Annotated in this window: 19 protein-coding genes and 1 riboswitch; of the genes, 14 read left to right on the top strand and 5 right to left on the bottom strand. The window is 64.2% G+C overall.

Going from position 1 to position 23,339, the window contains the following annotated elements:
* Positions 1–116: 116 nt before the first annotated feature.
* The 3 genes from R2R70_RS00700 to cobO all read left to right on the top strand — a co-directional run bounded on the left by R2R70_RS00700 (position 117) and on the right by cobO (position 4,605).
* Positions 117–1,358: a NupC/NupG family nucleoside CNT transporter gene (locus tag R2R70_RS00700; RefSeq protein ID WP_043332439.1), complete on the top strand. Its 1,242-nt coding sequence runs from the start codon at positions 117–119 to the stop codon at positions 1,356–1,358.
* 233 nt (positions 1,359–1,591) lie between these two features.
* Positions 1,592–1,863, top strand: a riboswitch (cobalamin riboswitch).
* 131 nt (positions 1,864–1,994) lie between these two features.
* Positions 1,995–3,881 (top strand): TonB-dependent receptor domain-containing protein, encoded by a 1,887-nt coding sequence (locus R2R70_RS00695; RefSeq protein ID WP_410976961.1) that lies wholly within the window; start codon positions 1,995–1,997, stop codon positions 3,879–3,881.
* A gap of 124 nt (positions 3,882–4,005) precedes the next feature.
* Complete coding sequence (gene cobO, locus R2R70_RS00690; protein ID WP_284892186.1) at positions 4,006–4,605, top strand: cob(I)yrinic acid a,c-diamide adenosyltransferase; 600 nt, start codon at positions 4,006–4,008, stop codon at positions 4,603–4,605.
* Positions 4,606–4,640: 35 nt separating this feature from the next.
* Here the strand turns inward: cobO and R2R70_RS00685 are convergent, their stop codons facing one another.
* Positions 4,641–5,489, bottom strand: a complete 849-nt coding sequence (locus tag R2R70_RS00685) for a helical backbone metal receptor (RefSeq protein WP_410976960.1) — start codon at positions 5,487–5,489, stop codon at positions 4,641–4,643.
* A 166-nt stretch (positions 5,490–5,655) separates the two neighbouring features.
* Here R2R70_RS00685 and R2R70_RS00680 point away from each other — a divergent pair, with 166 nt between their 5' ends.
* On the top strand, positions 5,656–6,480 hold the full coding sequence (locus tag R2R70_RS00680; protein WP_131431400.1) for an SIMPL domain-containing protein: 825 nt from the start codon (positions 5,656–5,658) through the stop codon (positions 6,478–6,480).
* A 133-nt stretch (positions 6,481–6,613) separates the two neighbouring features.
* On the opposite strand, the gene pyrF is transcribed toward R2R70_RS00680, so the two are convergent.
* Positions 6,614–7,315, bottom strand: coding sequence for an orotidine-5'-phosphate decarboxylase (pyrF, locus tag R2R70_RS00675; RefSeq protein WP_107335391.1), 702 nt, complete (start codon positions 7,313–7,315; stop codon positions 6,614–6,616).
* A gap of 294 nt (positions 7,316–7,609) precedes the next feature.
* Here pyrF and R2R70_RS00670 point away from each other — a divergent pair, with 294 nt between their 5' ends.
* Entirely contained in the window at positions 7,610–8,065 is a 456-nt protein-coding gene (locus tag R2R70_RS00670) for a ComEA family DNA-binding protein (RefSeq protein ID WP_410976959.1), read from the top strand.
* A gap of 646 nt (positions 8,066–8,711) precedes the next feature.
* Here R2R70_RS00670 and R2R70_RS00665 read toward each other — a convergent pair.
* On the bottom strand, positions 8,712–9,218 hold the full coding sequence (locus R2R70_RS00665) for an FKBP-type peptidyl-prolyl cis-trans isomerase (protein WP_410976958.1): 507 nt from the start codon (positions 9,216–9,218) through the stop codon (positions 8,712–8,714).
* Positions 9,219–9,286: 68 nt separating this feature from the next.
* On the bottom strand, positions 9,287–9,814 hold the full coding sequence (gene rfaH / locus R2R70_RS00660) for a transcription/translation regulatory transformer protein RfaH (RefSeq protein ID WP_410976957.1): 528 nt from the start codon (positions 9,812–9,814) through the stop codon (positions 9,287–9,289).
* A 253-nt stretch (positions 9,815–10,067) separates the two neighbouring features.
* On the opposite strand from rfaH, the gene R2R70_RS00655 reads away from it, so the two are divergent.
* The 9 genes from R2R70_RS00655 (at position 10,068) to R2R70_RS00615 (ending at position 21,291) form a co-directional block, all read left to right on the top strand.
* Complete coding sequence (locus tag R2R70_RS00655; protein ID WP_082388128.1) at positions 10,068–11,273, top strand: AmpG family muropeptide MFS transporter; 1,206 nt, start codon at positions 10,068–10,070, stop codon at positions 11,271–11,273.
* Between the two features lie 206 nt (positions 11,274–11,479).
* On the top strand, positions 11,480–11,839 hold the full coding sequence (locus tag R2R70_RS00650) for an STAS domain-containing protein (protein WP_043332452.1): 360 nt from the start codon (positions 11,480–11,482) through the stop codon (positions 11,837–11,839).
* Positions 11,839–13,011: a polysaccharide biosynthesis/export family protein gene (locus R2R70_RS00645; protein WP_052384387.1), complete on the top strand. Its 1,173-nt coding sequence runs from the start codon at positions 11,839–11,841 to the stop codon at positions 13,009–13,011. The genes R2R70_RS00650 and R2R70_RS00645 overlap by 1 nt, the downstream gene beginning before the upstream one ends.
* A gap of 58 nt (positions 13,012–13,069) precedes the next feature.
* Positions 13,070–14,524 carry a GumC family protein gene (locus tag R2R70_RS00640; RefSeq protein WP_131431398.1) on the top strand — a complete coding sequence of 485 codons (1,455 nt, stop codon included), beginning with the start codon at positions 13,070–13,072 and terminating at the stop codon, positions 14,522–14,524.
* 7 nt (positions 14,525–14,531) lie between these two features.
* Positions 14,532–15,911 (top strand): O-antigen ligase family protein, encoded by a 1,380-nt coding sequence (locus tag R2R70_RS00635; RefSeq protein WP_216059729.1) that lies wholly within the window; start codon positions 14,532–14,534, stop codon positions 15,909–15,911.
* A gap of 146 nt (positions 15,912–16,057) precedes the next feature.
* Positions 16,058–17,443 carry an oligosaccharide flippase family protein gene (locus tag R2R70_RS00630; protein WP_410976956.1) on the top strand — a complete coding sequence of 462 codons (1,386 nt, stop codon included), beginning with the start codon at positions 16,058–16,060 and terminating at the stop codon, positions 17,441–17,443.
* Positions 17,440–18,522, top strand: a complete 1,083-nt coding sequence (locus R2R70_RS00625) for a glycosyltransferase family 2 protein (protein ID WP_410976955.1) — start codon at positions 17,440–17,442, stop codon at positions 18,520–18,522. The genes R2R70_RS00630 and R2R70_RS00625 overlap by 4 nt, the downstream gene beginning before the upstream one ends.
* Positions 18,522–19,976, top strand: a complete 1,455-nt coding sequence (locus tag R2R70_RS00620; protein WP_410976954.1) for a WecB/TagA/CpsF family glycosyltransferase — start codon at positions 18,522–18,524, stop codon at positions 19,974–19,976. Before R2R70_RS00625 ends, R2R70_RS00620 begins: the two co-directional genes overlap by 1 nt.
* Before the next feature lie 70 nt (positions 19,977–20,046).
* Positions 20,047–21,291, top strand: coding sequence for a hypothetical protein (locus R2R70_RS00615; RefSeq protein ID WP_107335397.1), 1,245 nt, complete (start codon positions 20,047–20,049; stop codon positions 21,289–21,291).
* A 161-nt stretch (positions 21,292–21,452) separates the two neighbouring features.
* Here the strand turns inward: R2R70_RS00615 and R2R70_RS00610 are convergent, their stop codons facing one another.
* Complete coding sequence (locus R2R70_RS00610) at positions 21,453–23,279, bottom strand: SEC-C metal-binding domain-containing protein (protein ID WP_410976953.1); 1,827 nt, start codon at positions 23,277–23,279, stop codon at positions 21,453–21,455.
* Positions 23,280–23,339: the final 60 nt, after the last annotated feature.

Here is a 23,339-nt window from a genome sequence, read left to right as displayed (position 1 = left end):
CTCCGACAGAGGGCAAAAATACTGGTAGAGTACGCGCCAGTTTTGGCCATACCGTCCTGTGGCCAGCGCTATTGCCTTGTCCTCAACGTAACACCTACGCATTCAGGAGCTGCTTGATGCAGATCGTCATGGGCCTGGTGGGCGTCTTCGCCCTGCTGGGGATTGCCTTCCTTCTCTCTGAAAACCGACGCGCCATCAGCCTGCGCACCGTACTGGGTGCCTTTGCCATCCAGGCGATGCTGGGGATCTTCGTGCTCTACGTGCCTGCCGGCAAGAGCATGCTGCTTGGGCTCAGCGAAGGTGTACAGGCCGTAATGTCCAGTGCCAACGTCGGCATGGACTTCCTGTTCGGCGGCCTGGTCAGCGACAAGATGTTCGAAGTCTTCGGCGGCGGCGGCTTCGTGTTCGCGCTGCGCGTACTGCCGATCATCGTGTTCTTCTCCTCACTGATCGCGGTGCTCTATCACCTGCGCGTGATGAACGTCGTGATCAGCGTGCTCGGCGGCGGCCTGTCGAAGGTGCTCGGCACCAGCCGTCCGGAGTCCCTGTCCGCGGCCGCCAACATCTTCGTCGGCCAGACCGAAGCCCCGCTGGTCGTGCGCCCGTTCATCGCCGGCATGACCCGCTCGGAGCTGTTCGCCGTGATGACCGGTGGCCTGGCCTCGGTGGCCGGTTCCGTGCTGGTGGGCTATGCCTCGCTGGGCATCGACCTCAAGTACCTGCTGGCAGCCTCCTTCATGGCGGCGCCGGGTGGCCTGCTGATGGCCAAGATGCTGATCCCGGAGACCGAGACCAAGACCCAGAGCGTCGAAGAAGCGCTGGGCAAGGACATCGATCGTCCGACCAACGTCATCGACGCTGCCGCCTCCGGCGCGGCCTCTGGCGTGCAGCTGGCGATCAATGTCGGCGGCATGCTGCTGGCCTTCATCGCGTTGATCGCGCTGGGCAACATCATCGTCGGCTGGGTCAGCGGCCTGTTCGGCTATGAAGACATCACGCTGCAGCTGCTGCTGGGCTATGCCTTCGCCCCGGTGGCCTGGGTCATCGGCGTGCCGTGGCACGAAGCCATCCAGGCGGGTAGCTTCATCGGTCAGAAGCTGGTGCTCAACGAGTTCGTCGCCTTCGCCGATCTCGCCAGCCACCAGATCAAGCTGTCCGAGCACTCTGAAGCCATCATCATCTTCGCACTGTGCGGCTTCGCCAACCTGTCCTCCGTCGCCATCCTGATGGGCGGCCTGGGGCTGATGGCTCCGAACCGTCGCGGTGATATCGCGCAGATGGGCATGAAGGCGATTCTCGCCGGCACACTCTCCAACCTGATGTCAGCGAGTCTCGCCGGTCTATTCCTGTCTCTCTAGAGACGCTCACTTGTGAGCCAGTCTCCAGAGAGCTGGCTTCTGTAGCACGAGCTTCCATGGAGCAGACACCGCCATCTGGCCAGACCGTCATCTCGACAACGCCCGCCCTGTGCGGGCGTTGTCGTATCTGGCACAACCTGAGACTTGCCCTCTGACTTCTCCCCCTGAATGACCGCGCCTGAGCGGCCCTGGGTGGCAGCCAGCGCAACGCCGGTTTGCCGATTGACTCCCTCACCCCCGCCCCAGACAATGGTTCGCGTTGAAGCCAGGGTGTTCGGGAAACGGGTGAAAACCCCGTACTGCCCCCGCAACGGTGATCGCAACGCTCATGCAGGTCGACCACGATCGACAAGATCGACACGGCCAGCCACTGCCTCCGGGAGGTCCTGTCATTCAGGCCTCCCCCAAGGGAAGGAGGTGGGAAGGCGCATGAGGGGGTGAAACTCCTGCCATTGGAGTCCACCAGGCGTCAGTCCGGAGACCGGCCCTCGCTTCCACACTGGTTGATGCGGAGGGCCTCACCAGTGGCAAGTCTCCCGCGACGGGCCTGCTTGATCAGGGCGCGTGCGGGGGACGTGTGCTCGCGCACCCTGTCACGCTGTCCTCCTCATTGCGTCTGACGCTTGAGGATCATTCATGAAACACAACAACACTCGTGGTCGCGCATCCGCGCAGGCCAGCTTCACCCTCGTCGGTAGCCTGCTGCTGCTGACCCCGCCCGCCGTCGCTGCTGATGCGCTGACCACCGATTCATCCGAGGATCTGGACACCGTCCAGGTCACCGCCAATCGCATTCCGCAGCTGCAGAATGATGTGCTGGCCAGCACCGACGTCATCACGCGTGACGAGATCGATCGCCTGCAGGCCAATTCGCTGGTCGATCTGCTGCAATCACGCAATGGTATCGAGGTCGCCCGCAGCGGCCCGATGGGCAGCCAGACCAGCCTCTTCATGCGCGGTACCGAGTCCGACCACACCTTGATTCTGGTCAATGGCCAGCGTGTCGCCAACAGTGCCGATGGCCTGGCGCATTTCGAATTCCTGCCACTCGCCGCCGTCGAGCGTGTCGAGATCGTGCGTGGTCCGCGTGCCAGCGTCTACGGCGCCGATGCCATCGGCGGCGTGATCAACCTGATCACACGTGGCGGCAGCGAAGTCGGTCAGCATGCAGAAGTCACCCTGCGTGCCGGCAGCGATGGTACCTTCCGCCAGAACGCCCAGTTCAGCTCGGTGGAAGACGACACGCGCCTCTCGGCCAATCTCCATCATGATGAGAGCGATGGCTTCTCGGCCCGCGATACCGGCAGTGAAGATGATGGCTACGAGGCCACGGGCGCCGAACTACGCCTTGGCCACGACTTCGGTCAGCAGGCCACGCTCAGCCTCGGCGTCGCCAACACCGAGACCGATTACGACTATGACGACTGCTACGACAGCAGCTTCAGTGCCTCGGAAGACTGCCACGGCGAAGGCAGCCAGATGGTATTGGATGCCAGCCTGCTGACGCACCTGAACCCGAACTGGGACATGACGGTCAGCGTGGCGCGCACGCGGGATGAGTACGAGAACACCGAAGCCGGCAGCGATGCCGGGCGTGTCACCAGCACCCGCAACGAGGTCGGCCTGCGCCACGACTTCTACACCGACCTCGGCACGCTCAGCCTGGGGGTGGACCATCGCGAGGAAAGCCTGGATGCCGATGGCCCCTACTTCACCGCCGAGGGCTACAGCGTCGATAGCCGCTATGCCACCGGCGTCTACGGCAGCTGGCACCTTCAGCAACAGCGTCACCACGTCACGACCAGCCTGCGTTATGACGACGACAATCGTTATGGCCATCAGATGACGGGCGGCTCCAGCTACGCCTATGATCTGACGGCCGCGCAACAGCTCGGTGCCAGCTATTCCAGCGCATTTAAGGCACCGAATCTGATCGACCTCTACAGCCCCTACGGCTCCGGCAATCCGGACCTCGATGCCGAGACCTCCACCACGGCCGAGCTATTCTGGCGCCTGCAGCAACATCACTGGCATCTGGGCCTGAATGCCTTCCAGACCGATATCGACAATCTGATCAGCTACGAAGGAGTCGACTTCTCACCGATCAATATCGATCGCTCGCGTATCCGTGGCGTCGAGCTGAGCAGTGGCTGGCAAGGCGAGGCCCTGAGCGTGAACCTTGCCATGACCTGGCAGGACCCGGAGGACCGTGATACCGGTGAGCAATTGAAGCGCCGCGCCCAGCGCTTTGCGCGTCTGGACGCCGATTATGCACTCGACGACTGGAGCTTCGGTGCCACGCTGCGTGGCAGCGCCAGCCGCAGCGATACTGACGCAGATACCTACATCGACACGCGCACTGCCGGCTATGGCGTGGTCGATCTGCGCACCAGCTGGCAGGTGATGCCGAACGTCAAGCTGAGCGCCAAGCTGGATAACGTCTTCGATCGCGAATATCAGCTGGTCAATGGCTACAACACCCAGGGCCGTTATGTGGAAGGCGGCGTCACCTTCTTCTTCTGATCGGCTTTCCCGAGGGCACCTCGTTTGAAGTGCCTCGGGCGACAACCAGCCACACATACCACAGCACCGATCACAGCACCGTCCCCCGGGTCGGTGCTGTGCCTTTGACTCACGGAGCAGACGCATGACGGACCGCAATACCCGCCACAAGGCCGCGATGGAAAAGCTCAAGTCGCATGTCGATGACAAGGTGGCACAGGCCACTGAGGAGCGCGGCCAGCTGCTGGTGTTCACCGGCAATGGCAAGGGCAAGACGACCGCCGCCTGGGGCACCATCACCCGCGCGCTGGGCTATGGCTACAAGGTCGGTGTCATCCAGTTCATCAAGGGGCTTTGGGAATGCGGCGAGCGCGAACGGCTCGCCGAGGATGCCAATCTCGAAGTGCACGCCATGACTACAGGCTTCACCTGGGACACCCAGAATCGTGACGCCGATACCGCCGCCTGTCAGGCCGTTTGGCAGCAAGCACAGCGCCTGATGCGCGATGACAGCGTCTATCTGGTGGTGCTCGACGAGCTGACCTACATGGTCAAGTTCGGCTATCTGCCGCTGGAGGAGGTGATGACGGCACTCGAGAATCGTCCTGCGGAGCAGACCGTCATCATCACCGGGCGCAATGCCAATCGTGAAATCGTCGCCTGTGCCGATACCGTCACCGAGATGACCGAGATTCGCCACGGCTTCAATCATGGTCTCAAGGCGCGGCGCGGCATCGATTTCTGAGCGTGCTGCACGAAGCCGCCCTGACTCCGCCGCCCTCAGTCCGACGCCTGCACCGTCGCGATGGCAGCGCAGACCTCTGCCATCGCCTCGACACTGCGCGGGCCGGGACGGCTGATCAGGTCAGGAGTCAGACCCGCCAGTGCCACCTCGGAAAGTGGCCCTTCATCCGCGCGCCAGGCGGCAATCCACTCCTCGCGCGCCGGCCCCTTCGCGACCGGATGCAGAATCAGGTGCGGTCTGGCCAGCCACAAGGCTTCCCGGTTGATCTGCGGCACCACGGCGGGCGAGTCCGTCAGCAGCGGCTCACCGCCGCAGCGCCGAATCAGCTCATTGACCAGGTGATTGCCACCCAATGTCGTCATCGGGCTCTCCCCCAGCTGGAAGAAGACCGGCAAGGGGGCGCTGTCGCGGGAGCGCTCCAACTGCTCGATTCGCGCTGCGAGCGCCGCCACACGCGTATCCGCGATATCGCGGGTGCCCAGCAAGGCGCCAAGCCGAGCGATATTGGACAGCACGTCGTCGAGTGTCGCGGGCTCGCTGACGAAGACGGGCATCCCCAACGTTGTCAGACGCTCATGCATCTCATCGGAAAGCCCACTGCCCCATGCCACGATCAGGTCAGGCCGCGCACTGAGTAGTGCCTCCAGGTTGGGCCCGTGATAGCTGGCCAGGCGCGGCAGCTCGCTGACCGCAGGGGGGAAATCACTGCCCTGACTCACGCCGATCAAGGCCGGCAAGCCTCCCGCCGCCGCCACCAGCTCGGCCGCGTGCGGGGCCAGCGTGACCACCCGCTGCGCCGGCTGTGACAGTGCCACGACGTCGCCTGCATCGTCGATCACCTCACGCCCTGCGGCCAGGGCAGGCGACGCCATCAGTAATGACATGACGAGCGCCAATACAGCCTGTGCAGCGCCACGTATAGAGCGCAGTCTCTCGTGTACCTTCACGCATCGCCCCCATTGCTGATACTTTCAAGCCTATCGCGCCCGCATTCATGCCCCTCACCAAGCGCCAGGCAACAATGTTGCCACTTTATACAAGGGAAATCCCATGCTGATGAACCACGCCACCAGAGGCCCCGCCCCCCTCGCCCAGCGCCTGCGTCGTACCGCCATGCTATGCGGCCTGGCGCTCTGCACCGCCGGCGCCACGCACATGGCCCGCGCCGACCAGACGCCCGCACCGGCACTGGTGCATGTCAGCGCCAGTGCCAGCCTGGAGGCGGCGCCCGACAAGGCAACCATCCAGGCACGCATGTGGGAGAAGACGCCCGCGCGCAAGGTGGATGACAAGGCTCCGGACAGCAAGGCCGAGGGCCAGGCGGCCCGCAAGGCACGCGAGTCACTGGAATCACGCATGACGACACTGATTCAGGCACTGGAGAAAGCGGGTATCGACAGCCGTCAGATCAGCGCCGGCAGCCTCAACCTGCGTCCTGAGCAGTACTACGAGCGCAACAATGGTCAGCAGCAGCCCCAGCAATGGCGCCGTACACACCTCGAACGCCCGATCAGCCTCGCTCTCGATGACCTGGACAAGGTACCGGAAGTCATCGACCTGCTGCTGGGCGCTGGCGTCAATCAACTGGCCGGTGTGCAGTATCAGATCAGTGAACGGGACGCCCTGGAAGACAAGGTATTGAAGGAAGCCTTGACCAAGGCACGCCACAAGGCACAACTGATGGCCGAGACTCTCGGCGCGACTCTGGGCAGCGTGCAGTCGATCAATGAGTCCTCACACAGCCCACGCCCGCAGATGATGGCAATGCGTGCCGACATGGCAGAGGCCAAGAGCAGCGGCAGCGAATACCGCCCCGGCGAGCTGAGCCTCGAGAGCAGCGTTCAGGTCAGCTGGCATATCAAGTCTGCCGATTGAGGCAGTCGCGCAAAACGTGAGCGAGTGATCAGCAGCAGTGATCACTGCTGCTGATCACTGCCATGAAAAAGACGCCAGCCGCAGAGTCTGCGACTGGCGTCTTTTTTTGCCCATGAGGCAGACAATCAGCCGATCAGGCGCCCAGCTCCTGCTCGATCAGCGCCAGCGCCGCCAGCGGATCATCCGCCTGGGTGACAGGGCGCCCGATCACCAGATGGGTGCTACCGGCCGCCATGGCTTCACCGGGCGTCATGGTGCGCCGCTGATCACCGGCCTGCGCGAAGCTCGGGCGAATACCCGGCGTCACCTTCAGGAACTCAGGACCACACAGCGCCTTGAGGCTCGGGGTCTCACGTGCGGAGCACACTACACCGTTCATGCCGCTCTGCTGGGCGAGGGCCGCCAGCCGCTCGACCTGCGCAAGCGGCGTGACATCCAGCCCGATACCGGCCAGATCGGTCTGTTCCATGCTGGTCAGCACCGTGACGGCGATCAGCTGGGTATCGAGGCCGCGAGTCGAAAGGGCTTCTGCGGCGGCCTGCATCATGCGCGCACCACCAGAGGCGTGGACATTGGTCATCCACACGCCGTGCTCCGCAGCCGCCAGCACGGCCTGGGCGGTGGTGTTGGGGATGTCATGGAATTTGAGATCGAGAAAGACCTCGAAGCCGCGTTGATGCAATGCCTTGAGAATCTCGGGACCCACACGCGTGAACAGCTCCTTGCCTACCTTGACGCGACAGCGCGCAGGATCCAGCTGGTCTGCCATGGCAAGCGCAGCACTCATGTCCGGGTAGTCGAGGGCGATGATCAGGGGGGAAGTCGTGGCAGGCATCCGGGCTCCAGGCGATGTGGCAGGCGCAATGACAGGAGGTCATGGGCTCGGGGCAACATTATAGCGCTCGGCTCTGTCGTTGTATGCCCAGGGAAAGACGAATCGAATCAGCGGGCTAACGCTCGTAGTGCTTTCTTGCGTTGAGCGCAGAAAGCCGCGCAAGGATGAGAAATCGTTTAAACCTAAATAACTACAAACATAATACCTGAGCCAGAGTATTTCTCGCGCAGGGCCTCGGGTGGTCGCCCCGCGCACTCCCCATCGACCGCCCTGATGTGAGCATAGGAAGCGACCATGAAAACCCTGCTAGGAACACTTCTCGTGACCAGCCTGCTGGTACTGTCACCGACCAGCCAGGCCGCAGACATGAACATCAATACCGCCACTGCCGCACAACTGACCGAGCTCAAGGGCATCGGTGGCAAGAAGGCCCAGGCCATCATCGAATGGCGCAAGGCGAACGGGCCCTTCACCGACGTGGCACAGTTGACCGAGATCAAGGGAATCGGCCCCAATACGCTCAAGCGCATGAACACGACATTGACGCTGGGCGAGCCGGGCAAGACGACCTCGGCCATCAACACGAAGAGCCCCTCGGTCAAGCAAGACGGGGCTATCCAGAAGAGCCAGGCTGTCAAGAAAAGTCAGGCTGTCAAGAAAAGCCAGAGCATCGACAAGACCACCACCGGGAAGGCCGTCGATTCCCACAAGGAAGTCGAGAGCCGCAAGACTGCCAGCAACAATAGTTGAGCCGTCTCGCTGGGCAGGCAAACCTCGTGTCGGTTGCGGGGCTGCCTGTCCAGCGACTCTCTTCCTCCCAGAGAACTGGCAAGAACTGGCAAAAGCTTTCAAGCAGCCCGCAGGCAAGCCATCAACATGAAACGCGGTGCTAGCCATTCTCTCTGGCCCCCACAACCAAAAAAGCCGACCCGAAGGTCGGCTAGCGGGGTTTCCCCCTCCCCTGACGGCGAATCGGCACCTGCAAAAAAGCCCGATTCTGACAGCGGCCATCCTGGCCTGCCCCTTCCCCAAGGGGCTCCCTGAATGCCAGCCTCTGTCGGCAGCTGACACCTCTGCTTCTGACATCGATAGCTCTGATATCAATAGCTCCGACATCAATAGCTCTTCCGCCTGTGTCGGCCTGCTGCGGCCTCGACAGAGACACTCTACCCCGCCATGCCCCGCGCGAATCTGATCTGCATCAAGTCCTGAAGGCTTCACGGCTCGATCCGTGCGGCTGGCGCGCAGACGACTGATCCATATCAATTTTCTCCATCGCTACAAGCCCCAACAACAGACAGCCCCGCTGCCGGAATCCTCGGCAGCGGGGCTGTCTGTTGTTGAAGAGGGGCTGCAACGATGAGCTTGAGCGTCACACCCACCCACAATGCCTACGTCAGCGACGTACCTTCTTGTCTTCGATCTCGGTATGGCTGACATCGAGACCGAGCGGATGACCGGCCGAGAGTTCGGCACGCGTGGCATCGCGCACTTCCAGCACTTCGACTTCCCAGCTCAGCGCCTGGCCTGCCAGCGGATGATTGGCGTCGACCTTGACCTGCTGTTCACCGACTTCCAGCACCGTGACCGACCGCTGGCCTTCCGGGGTGCGGGCCTGAAAGCGCATGCCGGCGTTGATCTCGCCCGGGCCGAAGGCATCACGCCCGAAGTACTGCACCAGGCCTTCATCCCGCTCACCGAAGCCTTCGGCTGGCGTCAGATTGACGACCTTGCGGTCGCCGACACCGCAGCCCTCAAGCGCGCTCTCGAGCGCTGCCAGAATATTGTCGTGGCCATGCAGGTAGTCCATCGGCTCACGCTCACGGGAGCTATCCAGCACAGTGCCATCAGCGGTGCGCAGGGTGTAATGCAGGCTGACGACCTGCTGGGAAGTAATCGCCATGGGAACCACTCCAGAAGAAAGGTGCAATGCGGTCTCGCGGATCAAGTCGGATGAGACAGGTCGGCAGCTCAGCTTTCGCTGCACCGCAGCTGACGACTGGACAGCTCGACACGCTGTTGCTGATTGATCAGATTGAGCAGCACGATGACGCGCTCATCGCCCTTCGCGCTCTCGAAGACGCCACTGAGCGAACTCAAGGGGCCATCGATGATCTCGACCTGCTCGCCGGCCCGGAAATAGACATTCTCCGACGGTTGCTCCTGGCGTTGCTCGCCGCTGGCGATCAGGGCTTCCACCAGAGGCGTCGGCACCGCCGTCGGCGTGTTGCCGAAGCTGACCAGCTTGAGCACGCCACGGGTCGAGCGAATCGGACGCCAGTTGTCATCCATCTGATCAAGGCGTATGAACAGGTAATAGGGGAAGAGCGGCTCTTCGACCCAACGCAGCTTGCCGCCGCGCTTCTTTTCCACCTCCAACAGGGGGTGGAAGACGTGAAATCCCTGATTGGTGAGGTTCTCCGCCGCACGGAAGGATTCCCCGCCCTTGCACTGGATCAGATACCAATGCGCCTTGGCAGCTTCTCGGGCTTCACTCATGATGACCTCTCATTGCCTGCCTGCCCCACTCATGCGTGTCTCGACCTGCATCATGCCTGTCGGCTGACCGGCAGGACAATGCATGGCTCTTGCCCTCAGGCAGTGCGACAATCCGGCCATGAATGACGCAAGCGGCAGATAACCGCTCACCGTGCGTGTGACACGCGCGGCCACACCCTCTGCATGGACAGGCAAGGCTTTGACTTCAAAGGATTTACGCTTACTCGTTGGCCGTCATGGTATCACGTTCCTGATGGGCTTCGCCTCCGGGCTGCCACTGCTGCTGACCGGTAGCGTGCTGCAGGCCTGGATGACGGATGCCGGTGTATCACTGGACGCCGTGGGCCTGCTCGCGCTGGTCGGCCTGCCCTACACACTCAAGTTTCTGTGGGCGCCATTGCTGGACCGCATCATGCCGCCGGTGCTCGGTCGGCGCCGTGGCTGGCTGATGATCGCCCAGCTGGCCCTGACCGCACTGATCGCGCTGCTTGCCTTGCAGGACCCGCACATGTCGCCGCTGACCATGGGCGCCATCGCGCTGGCGGTCAGCTTCTTCAGCGCCACCCAGGACATCGTGATCGACGCCTATCGGCGCGAGCATCTCCCGGACAACGAGCTGGGGCTGGGCTCCAGCTTCTATGTCTACGGCTACCGCATCGGCATGCTGATGGCCTCGGCCGGCGGCCTGGTGCTGGCCGACATGATCGGCTTCCGCGTGACCTACCTGATCATGGCCGCGACCCTGGGCGCCTGCATGCTGGTGACACTGCTGGCACCGGAGCCCGAGGCACAGGCCGCACCGCGCGCCCATCATCTGCATGAGATCCTGTGGGACCCCATCCGCCACTTCATGAAGCGCGATGGTGCCATCTGGCTGCTGCTGTTCATCCTGCTCTACAAGCTGGGCGATTCCGTGGCAGGCAACCTGACCACGCCCTTCTACAAGGACATCGGCTTCAGCAACTCCCAGATCGGCGCGACCGTGAAGCTGTTCGGCCTGTGGCCGTTGCTGGCCGGCACCTTCTTCGGCGGCCTGATGATCATGCGCATCGGCATCTATCGGGCGCTCTGGTGGTTCGGCATCCTGCAGATGGTGTCGACTGCCGGCTTCGTCTGGCTGCATCACGTCGGTGATTCGCTGGCGTGGCTCGCGGCGGTGGTCGCCTTCGAGAACCTGGCGGCCGGCATGGGCAGCGCCGCCTTCATCGCCTTCATGGGCGCGCTGACCGACAAGCGCTTCACCGCCGGCCAATACGCGATGCTCTCTTCGATCATGGGCCTGCCACGCGTGGTGATTGCCGCGCCCTCCGGCTATCTGGCCGATGCGGCCGGCTGGGACAGCTTCTTCTGGATCTGCACGCTGGCCGCCATACCGGGCCTGTTGCTGTTGCTGCGCTTCCGCCACTGGGGCGCGATGCTGGCCACGCCGCACAAGTCACCCGCCATGTCGGGCGAGTGACAACGCCGCGCAGGCAACCTGGAGAGCCCGAAAACAGCAGGCAGCACCACGAAACCCAGCAAGAAAGAATGAGGCAAGTCAGTCGGCGTCGTTGACACTGTAACAGCAGGTAAACGATGCTTATGCGGCATAGTGCATAAAGATAACAAGCTGCACCGCAGGCCCAGCTGGCGCCAGACGGTGACATCAAGCACAGGGAGCCCGTCATGCCCATCACCACCCGGATTCACGAAGGCATCATGATCACGCCGCCTGCCCAGCTGACAGGCGAGCTCGCGCGCTATTTCCGTCAGGAGATGCTGGCGATGATTCCTGAGCACACCGGCACGCTGGCGGTGGACCTCAGCCATGTCGAGGCCATCGATGCCGATGGGCTCTCGGTGCTGGTCAGTCTGCATGATGCGCTGTCCCCGGCGGCGCTGGTGGTGGTCGAACCCTCTCCGGTCATGCAGACAGAGCTGGAGCGCGTGCGCCTGTTCGAGCTCTTCGATATCTACTATCAGCGCGACCCGCTGCTGGAGTCGAGCGGTGACACGCGGACAGGGCCTTCTCGTGAGGTAGCCTGATGAAACGCGACCTGACTCGGCCCAGCTCCCTTTTCCGCTCTCTTCGACGCCTGCTGGGCGTCGCGATCACGGCCGGGCTGATGGGCGGCTGTACGCCGATCATGCTGGACGACACCCCCGCCGAAGATCACTGGCAACAGGCGACCCACTGGCCGCTGGAGCTGCCTGCCCCTCATGCCGATGATCGCTTCATGCAACTGCCCGCGGGCGATGACCAGCGGTTGGCGGCGGGCGATCGTCTGAGTGTCAGGGTCGCCGGCAGCGAGCTCTTCGATGGCAGCTACGAGGTGGATCATGATGGACGCCTGCGCCTGCCGTGGCTCTCGCCGGTCGAGGCTTCCAACAAGACCATCGACGCCCTGGCGGATGAGATCACCCGGCGCCTGGTGCAGGAAGAGCTGATTCGCCCGGGACTGGCGCATGTCAGCATCCGGCTCGAGGAATGGGCGCCGCTGGCCGTTGCGGTGTCCGGCGCGGTGTTCTTCCCGGGCGAGGCGGTCATCAATACCCGCCTGCCCGAAGAGCGCATGGTGCGCCGCGATTTCGCCGGCGGCGATGCCAGTCAACAGCGTCGTCTGTCGGCCGCCTTGACCACGGCCGGCGGCATCCGCCCCGACGCGGACCTGAGCCATATCGAGCTGATTCGCGACGGCCAGACACAGATTCTCGACATGCGCGGCCTGATCGACGGCGAATATGCCGCCAATCCCTGGCTGCGTGTGGGTGACCGCATCCACGTGCCCTCCAGCGGCGCCTTCCAGGCCGCACTGATGCGCCCCTCGCCGCTCACCGCGCCGGGCATCGTCATCTATGCCTCCAACCTGACCACCCCTGCCAACAACAACAACGTCAGCAATTACACGGTGTTGCGCTCGCAGGTGCCCTACGGTGTGCGCATGTTGCAGGGCGTGATCAATGCCAACTGCGTCGGCGGCATCCAGGCGACCTCCGGCTCGCGCCGCGCAGTGCTGATCAGTACCAACCCGATGACGCATCAGCCGGTCGTGGTCGATCGCGGTATCGATGCCCTGCTGGCCAATCCGGCGGATGTGGGCGTCAATCCCTATCTGATGCCCGAAGATGTGGTCGGCTGCTATGACTCCGGTGTCACCAACATCCGTGATATCGCCCGCACGCTGACTGACCTGCTGACGCCGGCCACTCTGCTGTAACCCATCGCCTGTCCGTTGATGGAATGCGACTGATCACTACCACGCGACAAGGATGTGCATGACAGAGTCCCGCTCACCCGACACACCACAAGACGCAGCCAAGCCCTCACTGGGGCGCCGACTCCTGGGCGTCCTGCTGGGCTGGGCGGCGCGTGGCTCCAGCATGCGCCCGCGCACCCGCCGCGCGGCCTACCTGTTGCTGGCGACCGCCATCCTGAGTGTCATCTGGGGGTTGACCATCGCCTTCATCGCCGTGGCACCTGTCACCTACACCACCAGCTGGACGATGATCCTGCCGGGCACCGGCTCCGGTCTGTCGGTGAACTTCGAGAGCATCGGCCAGGCCAGCACCAGCGCCAACTCTTCCTACTCAAGCTCCTCGCTGGACCCCAAGGTCAACTACCGCGCCATCGCCGAGAGCCCTGCCGTGCTCGAGCGTGCCGCCAGCACGGTCGACATGCATCCCGACGATTACGGCAAGCCCAAGATCAAGCTGACCGACCAGACCGCCCTGATCGCCTTCCAGACCAGCGCGCCGAGCGCCAAGGCCGCGCTTGCACGCGCCAATGCGCACATCGATGCCTTCAATGAGGTGATCGAACAGCTGCGCAATGATGAGCAGGCGCGCCGCGAAGCCGTCATCCGCCGCTCGCTCGAGACCTACGATCGCACGCTCAAGGAAACCCAGCGCAAGCTGCTCGAGTTCCAGTCCACCTCAGGGCTGGTTTCCATGGAGCAATTCAAGGAACTGACGCTGAGTGTCGAGGCGCTCAAGGACACACTCGAGACGCGGGATGGCGAGCTGTCGGCCCTCAACGCCCGGCTCGCCACCCTGTCCAGTCGCCTGGGACTGGACGCCGGCCAGGCCGGTGGCGTGATCGCCCTGCAGCGCGACGCCCGCTATCAGGCGCTGCTGACTCAAGCCGCGGAGCAGGCGGCCAGTCTCGATGAAGCGCGCGGCAAATGGGGTGAGCGCAATCCGGAGGTCATCAATCTGGCCGCGGGGCTTGATTCCCTCGAGCGCTCGCTGGCCTCACGCATGCGCCAGTTGCTGCCCCGTCAGTCCTCGCGCAACCAGAATGCCCTGCGTGCCGCGTCCGGCCATGCCAATCAGGACACCCTGGTCGGCGAGCTGATCACCCTGGATACCCAGCGGCGTGGCGTGATCAGCGAGCTTGCCACTGGGCGGGCCAATCTGGCGGCCCGCCAGCAGCGGCTGGACAACAGCGTCGCCAAGGCCGCCCAGCTGCAGGACCTGCTGCGCGAGCAACAGGTCGCCACGGCGGTCTACACCACGGCGCTGGCCAAGATCGACATCGGTCAGATCGACCCCTTCGCCAGCTACCCGATGCTGCAGATCCTCGATCCGCCGCCACTGCCCGAGAAGGCGGATTCGCTGGGCATCAAGCTGGCCATCGTCGGCGCGCTCGCGGCGAGCGTCTTCAGCATCATCGGCCTGATTCTCCTGTGGATCAGAAAACCCTACCTGCTGCGTCTGCAGCAAAGCGTGTGAGCCGCCGATGTTTTCCCTGAAGGCGGGGCCAGAGGCGGATGTCCGCCCCGAGACCCCGGAAGAACGCATCATCTGGTTCTCGATCACCGCGACCTACCTGTTCTATCTGGTCGGCGGCCTCTATGTGCTGGCACCGGTGCTGGCATGGTCATTGGTGATGCGTGCCGCCTGGCTGCACCTCAAGGGCCGCCAGCGTTTTCCGCGCCTGCCCTGGCCACTGTGGGTGTGGATCATCGGCATGATCGTGATGGAGTTCTCGCTGCTGGCCGGCCACCTGATCGAGAACCTCGGCACCGGCAAACTGATCAAGTCCTCCATCGGCTGGGCCAAGGGCTGGGCGCTGCTGGCGGTCTTCCCCATCATCGGCTGTCTGGCGATCCGCCCGGCGGTGATCATCCGCGCGGCCATGCATGTGTGCCTGCATACCATGCTGTTGCTGCCGGTGTTCGTCGGCGCCTGGCTGGCGGGACTGCCCCAGGTGCCCTTCGTCTCGCCACTGCAGGCCATCGGTGGGCCGGGGCCGGAATTCTTCGCGGTCTCGCTCTATGAGATCGACCCCGGCAGCGGCATGCCGCGCTGGCGCCTGTTCACGCCCTGGGCGCCGGCGGTGGGCTTTGTCGCCAGCATCTATTTCGCCTGCGCCCTGCTCGAGAAACATCCCTTGTGGAAGGCGATCGGCATCGGCGGCAGCGTGCTGATGATCCTGATGTCCGGCTCGCGCATGGCGCTGGTATCGCTGGTGTTGATCAGCGCTGGGATGTTCCTGCTCAAGCGTCTGCACAAGCCGTGGCTGTGGTTCAGCTTTTCCGGCGTCAGCCTGATCGGTGGCTTTCTCGGCGCGCCGATTCTGGAGGCCATCGACAACTTCATCGCCGCCTTCAAGGGCTCGCGGGCGGACTCGACCCGCGTGCGCGCCGCGCTGGGGCGCATCGCGGTGGATCGCTGGCGCAACGAGGCACCGTGGTTCGGCCACGGCATCGTCGAACGCGGCCCGCACCTGGTGGAGTACATGCCGATCGGCTCGCATCACAGCTGGTATGGGCTGCTGTTCGTCAAGGGCATCTTCGGCCTGTTCGCGCTGTTGGTGCCGATGCTGGTCAGCCTGCTGCATCTGCTGCGCTTCGTGGTCGGCCGCCCTGTCGTGCAGCTGGGCTTGATCATGGTCGGCCTGCTGTTCGTCTACTCCTTCGGTGAGAATCTGGAGATTCTGGCCTACCTGATCTGGCCGGGACTGATCCTGATCGGCAAGGCGCACCAGCTGGCAGGCCTGCCCGCCAGCGAAGGGCATATCCACAACATGGGGCCGGTGGATGTGGAGAAGCCGTCCTCAAGGACAGCGGCGGCGCCCGCCTCCGCCGATACCGGCAGCAGCGACACAGCAACCTAGCCCGATCACGGGATAGTGGAACAAGGCTGCGCCAGATCACGCCAATTCATCAGTACATTGCGCTAGAGTGGCTACACCAGCCGTTCAAAAGCATGACCGACAAGACCAGATGCCTGGAAAGGCACGACAAGCCAGGGAGCCAGGCGATGGGTGTGATCACGCGACTCAAGACACGTCTGACAGGTGGCGGAGACGGTGGCAATGGCCGTCTGATCCGCAATCTGGCCTGGATGGGCATGTCGCAAGGGGTGCACCGCATCGCACGATTGGGCGCGACCCTGGTGGCGGCGCGCATGATCGCGCCGGAGTCCTTCGGTATCGCCGCCATCGTGCTTACCGCGCACGAGATCATGCACGCCATCTCCAATGCCGCCGTGGTACCCGCTCTGGTGCAGGCCGGTCGCGAGGGATATGAACGCCTGTGCCGCGATGCCTACTGGTTCAATTGGGTGGTGTGTCTTGGCCTGATGGTGCTGCAGATGGCACTGGCCCCGCTGCTGGCCTATCTCTATGACGCTCCCGATCTGACCCTGCCGCTGATGGCGCTGGCACTGATCTTCCCGATGTTGCCCCCCGCCGCCATCAACGCGGCGCGAATTCTGCGCAGCAACCGCCTGCACATCACGGCGCGCATCGAGATGGGCCAGAGCATCGGCGAGGCCGTCGGCGTGATGCTGCTGGCCGCCATGGGTGCCGGGTTCTGGGCCTTGATCCTGCCCAAGCTGGTCGTGACACCCATCTGGACCATGACCTACCGCTGGTGCGAATCATGGCGCATCGATGAGCGCCCCTCCACGCTGTGGTCGCGTCCGCTGATGAGCTTCGCGCGCCCGATGATGGGCGTCGAGGTGGTCTCGGTGCTGCGCCAGCAGATGGATTACCTGCTGGTCGGCGCCCTGTTCGCCATGGACGTGCTCGGCGTCTACTTCTTTGCCTTCAATGCCGGACTCGGCATCAGCCTGGGCCTCTTGCGCGCCTACTCCACCGCCATCTTCCCGCAGCTGTGCGGCGACATGACGTCTCGCGAACGACTGGCACGCATGCACCACGGCATGCGTCTGTTCGCGCTGGTCGCCGTGCCCGCCATCATCGCCCAGAGCCTGCTGGCGCCCTGGTATGTGCCGATCCTGTTCGGAGAGGCCTGGGTCGAGCGTGGCGCCCTGCCGATCCTGATCCTGATCTGCCTCTCCGCCCTGCCGCGCATCCTGCTCGACAGTTGCGGCCAGTTGCTGCGCGCCCAGGGCATGCCCGGGGCAGACCTCAAGCTGCAGATCTTCATGACGCTGATGCTCGGCGCTGGCATGTTCGCCGGCGTGCCCTTCGGCATCAACGGCGTCGCGGCCGGCATTCTGGTCGGCATCAGCCTGGCCGCCCTGCCCGGCTACCTGTGGACACGCCGACTGATCCTCGCTCAGGACGGCCGGGTGACAGATGCGCCGCCACCAGACACACCAGACACACCAGAGACACCTCACGCAGCATCCACCGCATCGCTTTCCCCAGACAGGGACGTCCAGGAGGCCAGACCATGACCCCGACCTTTTCGGTCATCATGCCGATCTACAACGTCGAACGTTTCGTCGCGGCCGCCATCGACAGCGTGCTGGCGCAGGAGGATGGCGACTTCGAACTGCTCATCATCGATGACTGCTCCCCCGATGGCAGCCGGGCGATCTGCGAGGCCTACGACGACCCGCGTGTCACGCTGATCACGCATCCGGTCAATCGCGGCCTGGCCGGGGCTCGCAACACGGGCGTGCGTGCCGCTCAGGGCCGCTATCTGGCCTTTCTCGACTCCGATGACATCTGGGAGCCCGCCAAGCTGGCGCGTCACCGCGAGCACCTCGAGGCACGCCCCGAGGTAGGCCTGTCCTTCTCGCGCTCGGCCTTCATCGATGCCGACGGCGAACCGCTGGACTACTACCAGATGCCGAGCCTGACCGACATCACGCCGGGGCTGCTGTTCTGTCGCAACCCGGTGGGCAATGGCTCGGCACTGGTCATCCGCCGCGAGATTCTCGAGGCCATCGCCTTCGACTGTGAGGTCAAGGGGGGCGGCGTGCTGCCCTGTTATTTCGATGAGAGTCTGCGCCAGAGCGAAGACATCGAGTGCTGGACCCGCATCGCCCTCAAGACCGGCACCACGGTGGAAGGCATTCCCGAGCCGCTGACCCGCTACCGGCTCAATGAAGGCGGGCTTTCGGCACAGCTGGAGCGCCAATACCAGAGCTGGCTTGCGATCGTCGAGCTGACGCGCGCCTACGCGCCTGACTTCATCGAACAATGGTATCCCCGCGCCCAGGCCTACCAACTGCGCTACCTGTCTCGTCAGGCGATTCGCCTGCGTGACGGGGATGCTGCCTGGGAGTATTGCCGCCGCGCCGTCAAGGCATGGCCGGGCATCTGGAAGGCGGAATTCGGGCGCACCGCTGCCACGGCAGGGGCCGCCCTGATGTTGCGCGTGATGCCCAAGAGTCTCTATCTGCGCTGTGAAGGGCTCGCCCAGGGAGTCATCGGCAAGGCGCAGAAGAAGAAGATCGACAATGCGCCGCGCCCGCAGCCGGCCAGACCGAATCGACAGCAGGACGCTCATGAAGTGGAGTCGCCATGATGAGCCAGCCATTGGATCAAGCCCTCTTCACCACTGAGCGCGTCAAGACGCTGCCTCACGTCAAGGTACTGGGGGTGCCCTTCGTCAACACCAGCCTCGACACCTGCCTGAGCCTGCTCAAGAGCTGGATCAGCGACCCGCAGCCGCGCACCGTCAATTTCGTCAATGCGCACTGCCTGAACGTGGCCCAGGTCGATCGCTATTACATGCAGGTGCTGCATGACAGCGACCTGCTGCTGCCTGATGGCAGCGGCGTGAAGATGGCCTGCCGCATGCTCGGCCAGGAGCTCGAAGCCAACCTCAATGGCACCGACCTGCTGCCCCACCTGTGCAACATGCTGGTGGCGGAGAACAAGCACCTGTTCCTGCTCGGCGCCGCGCCGGGCGTGGCCGACAGGATGGCTGACAAGCTCCGCGAGCAATGGCCGACACTCGAGATCAGTGGCGTGCATCACGGCTTCATCGGCCCGGAAATCATCGACGACGTGCTGGCGCAGATCAATCAGGGCACTGACCTGTTGCTGGTGGCGATGGGCGTGCCGGCCCAGGAGAAGTGGATCTCGACCTACCGTGAGCGACTCGAGGTGCCGGTGGTCATGGGCGTCGGCGGTCTGTTCGACTTCTATTCCCAGCGCATCCCGCGTGCGCCGGGCGTCGTGCGCAGACTAGGCATGGAATGGGCCTGGCGGCTGCTGATGGAGCCACGCCGCATGTTCAAGCGCTACGTGCTTGGCAACCCGAGCTTTCTGATGAGCGTGCGCAAGTACGGGGAAGAGGCGATTCCCGGCCGCGGCCTGTGGATGAAGTCACGCTCCAACTGGCGCCACTTTCGATGGCGAGTGAGCAACTGGCTGACCCCGCGCGCGCGCCGCGCCATGGATATCGTCGGTGCCAGCGGCGTGCTGCTGGTGCTGTCACCGCTGCTGCTGGGCACCGTGCTGGCCATCCGCCTGGAATCGCCAGGCCCGGTGCTGTTCGGCCAGGAGCGTATCGGGCGTCACGGCAAGCCGTTCAAGCTGTGGAAGTTCCGCTCCATGTACATCGACGCCGAAGAGCGTCTGCGCGAACTGCAGGCCGCCAACGAGAGCGAGGGTGGCGTGCTGTTCAAGATGAAGCAGGACCCGCGGATCACGCGGGTGGGTCGTATCATCCGCAAGCTGTCCATCGATGAATTGCCGCAGCTGTGGAACGTGCTGCGCGGCGAGATGGCGCTGGTCGGGCCGCGCCCCGCCCTCGCCCGTGAGGTGGCGCTCTACGAAGCGCGTGCGCGCATGCGTCTGGATGCCACGCCGGGGTTGACCGGGCTGTGGCAGGTGTCGGGCCGCTCGGACCTCTCCTTCGAGCAACAGATCCATCTGGATCTCTTCTACCTGCATCGTCAGGGCATCAAGGAAGACATCAAGCTGCTGCTGCGTACGATTCCTGCCGTTCTGACCAGCCGTGGAGCCTACTGATGCGTGAGACTCCCTCTCTCATTCGTGCTGCGCTGCCCCAGTGTCACGACTCATGCCAAGGAGGTGTGCAATGCATGTGATCCTGTTGGCGGACCGCCTCGGCCAGGAAGTCGCGCCGATTGACCGCCGTTACTCGCCGGCCCTGCTGCCGATTGCCGGACGCAGCGTGCTGGAGCGCAATCTCGACCTGCTGGTCGGGCGAGGCGTGACGCACATCAGCCTGATCATCGCCCGTGACCCCGAGTGGTTCCGGGCGCGTATCGCCGATGGCTCACGCTGGGGCATCGATCTCGACATTCTTCCGATGCCCGGCGAGCGAGACCCGCGCGAGCAGATCAAGCGCCTCGGCGCCATGGCTGCCCTGCCCGCCCCGGTGCTGCGCGCCGATGTGCTGCTGATGCCGGAGTGGCTCAAGGATGACAGCCTCGCAATCAGCGAGCAGGCCATGGCGTCGGGCGCGCCGGTCTGCCATCCAACCAGCGTGACAGACCCGTCGCTCGCTCGTCTTCACTGGCCGGAGCTGCGCGACAATTCCCAGCTGGGGCCGGCCCTGCTGGCCTCACTGTCGCACTATCACGCTTTGGTGATGCAGGCACTGGATGCCGATGACTCAGGCCTGACACCACATGGCGAGCGCGGAGTATTGCCCGGCGAGCAGGACCTGCACCACGTCTACTACGCCGCCGGCGCGACCCGCCTGGATGAATCGCGCCTCACTGGTGGCTTCGCCGGCATCACCACCCATGTGGAGCCCGGCGTGCTGCTCAAGGGACGCTGCTGCCTCGAACAGGGCAGCTACGTGGAAGAAGGCGCCATGCTCGAGGACTGCGTCATCCTGCCCTTCACCCGCGTACACGGTGGCCAGCAGGTCAACGCCGGCATCCTGTTCGAAGGCGAGGCGCTCGACAGGACGGCCCCGCACTGGCTCAAGGACCGCCGTCAGGCAGGCGCCGCCTCGCAACGCGGCGTCGCCTACCGCAACCCGGCACGCCCCGAGTGGCAAGAACGGATTCTGGCGGCCCTGATCACCCTGGCCACACGCCCCTTCGGCTCGCGCTACAAGGAGCTTCGCCATCGCCTGCGCCAGGTGCAGTACAGCCGCATGCGGCTTTTAGGGGCTCTGCCCGAGCGCTCGCCACCGCCATTGGACAGGGTCGGCATCAGCAGTGCAGGCGCCATCCAGCCCCCGGATTGGCGCGCCACGCCGGATGCCTTCGCCGCAACGCTGGAGGCCATCCAGGTCGGCCAGACGCCGGGGCTACGCGGCGCCATTCGAGAAGCCTGGCGTCTGCGTCAGCAAGGCAAGCAGCAGTGATCGCCCCCGTTCACGCTTCCCCCTGAGTCCGCCTCCCGATGCAAGGCAAGACACAAAAAACCCCGCAGTGCCGTGGCACTGCGGGGTTTTTTCATACGGGCCTCGTCATACGAGCGCTTGCGATCACTCGTCAGGCAGCATGAGCGGCCTTTGACACCGGCTCAGCGATGCTTGGCCAGCCAGGCAAGCGCGCCTTCGCTGCGCTTCCACTGGTCGCGCATCAGGGTGCGGTACTGCCAGGCCTCACCACGCGTGCCGGGTTCCGGCGCTTCCACCGCCAGACTCACCGGCCGCGGATGCTCCGCCAGCAGCAGGCTGATCAGATGCGAATTGGCTTCCCGCACGATCTCGAGTGCCTGCTCGGCGTCCTTGTCGCGACCCAGTCGATAGAGCGCCAGCACCTGGCCCATCAGGATGCCCAACAGCGGCATTTCCTCATCGACGGCACGTCGCTCGATATCATGCTCGGCGAGGGTCACGGCCTCGTCGTTGCGGCCTTCGCGCAGCAGCTGATCCAGCACCAGCTCACGCAGGCCGAGGCTGTCTTCCTCGTCGAGCTTGAGCAGGCGCTCCGCCAGCTGGCGCGAACGCTCGCGCTCACCGCGCTCCATGCCGATCACCAGCCCCAGCCCACAGCGCAGCAACTGGGCGTTGTCGCCATCTTCCCAGCGCAACAGGCCGCCAGCCTGTTCGATCTGATCGAGCCAGCGATCGAAGCGCTGTGCCAGCGGCACGAAGAAGGTGTCCGACATCCACGGCAGGCTACCGAAGCGACTGGCCAGCGCCAGGATCAGCCCCTGACACACCGCCGGAACGTCCAGCCATTCGGGGCTGGCGCACAGCTGCTGCAGCCACTCGTTGGGGTCCTGGACATCCCAGGGATCGATATCCAGCGCCAGTGCCGCCTCTTCCTCGATGCGCGCCGGGAAGACCGCCTCCCATAGCCCGAGTGTCACGGCCTGCTCCGCATTCTGACGGAACAGCAGACTGCCATCTTCCTGCGTTTCCAGCGCCAGACGCGGCGGATGCTCGATCACCTCGAACAGCGCCTGCAGGGCGGCCAGTGAATCCGACAGCGACTCATCGGAATTGACCATCTGCTCGGCGAGCGTGGCACGCGGGTTTTCGGCCAGATCCGCCAGGAATTCCAGCTGACCGGGCTCGATGTCCTTCTGCTTGGACAGGCGACGCCACCAGAAGCGCGCACGATCCTGCGCCTCTTCCGGCTGGCCCTCGTGCAGCAGCAGCATGGCTTCGATATACGCCAGCGTCGGCGAATCGGGCAGCGTCTGCTGGGCACGAATGAAGGCGGCGCGCGCCGAGCCCAGGTCATCGCTGTCCAGATGCAGCAGACATTGGTGCTCCAGGGCGACGCCGCGCAGGAAGGCAGGGCCACGCTCCAGCACCTCATCGAGCAGCAGCGCCTTCTTGCGGGTGAAGCCGCGCTCCTGATAGAGATCCAGCAGCAGCTCGAAGCCAGGCTCGGCCTGCTCGGGCAGACGCGACCAGTCGCTGGTATCGAACAGCGCCTCCATGATCTGCTGAGCCCGACCACGATTGCCGCTCTCGGCGCTGATCAGCCCCGCCTCGAGCAGCGCCTGCGCCGGCGCCAGACCAGAGGCCAGCGCCGCCTTGAGCTGTTCACCCTTGAACTCGCGCAGCGACAGCATCCACATCAGATGATCCGGAATCGCCGGCAGCTGCACCTTGTCGCAGCACTGCTTGTACTTGCGACCCGAGTCACACCAGCAAGGCTCGTTGCGTCCGGGCGATGCCAACGACTCGCGCGCGAAATCGAGTCGCACCAGCGGAGTCTGGCTCCACAGCACCGGCGCCAGCGCTACCGCCAGCGCTTCGTCACCACCGCTGTAGTTCACGCCCTCCGAATGCGCCCACTGCATGAAGGCAGGAAAGGATTCATCGGCGCGGATGGCATCAAGTGCCCCACTGGCGTAACTCAAGAGCCGTTCGACCCACTCGGCAAGCATGGCATCTCCCTAAAAAAGCGTTTCACAGCCCTGCAGGCACCGCGCCCCGGTCTTCGCCTT

The sequence above is a fragment of the Cobetia sp. SIMBA_158 genome (assembly GCF_046566945.1).
GTDB lineage: Bacteria > Pseudomonadota > Gammaproteobacteria > Pseudomonadales > Halomonadaceae > Cobetia > Cobetia amphilecti.
The sequence above is the reverse complement of the archived record's forward strand: the minus strand, read 5'-3'. Positions and strand labels throughout refer to the sequence as shown.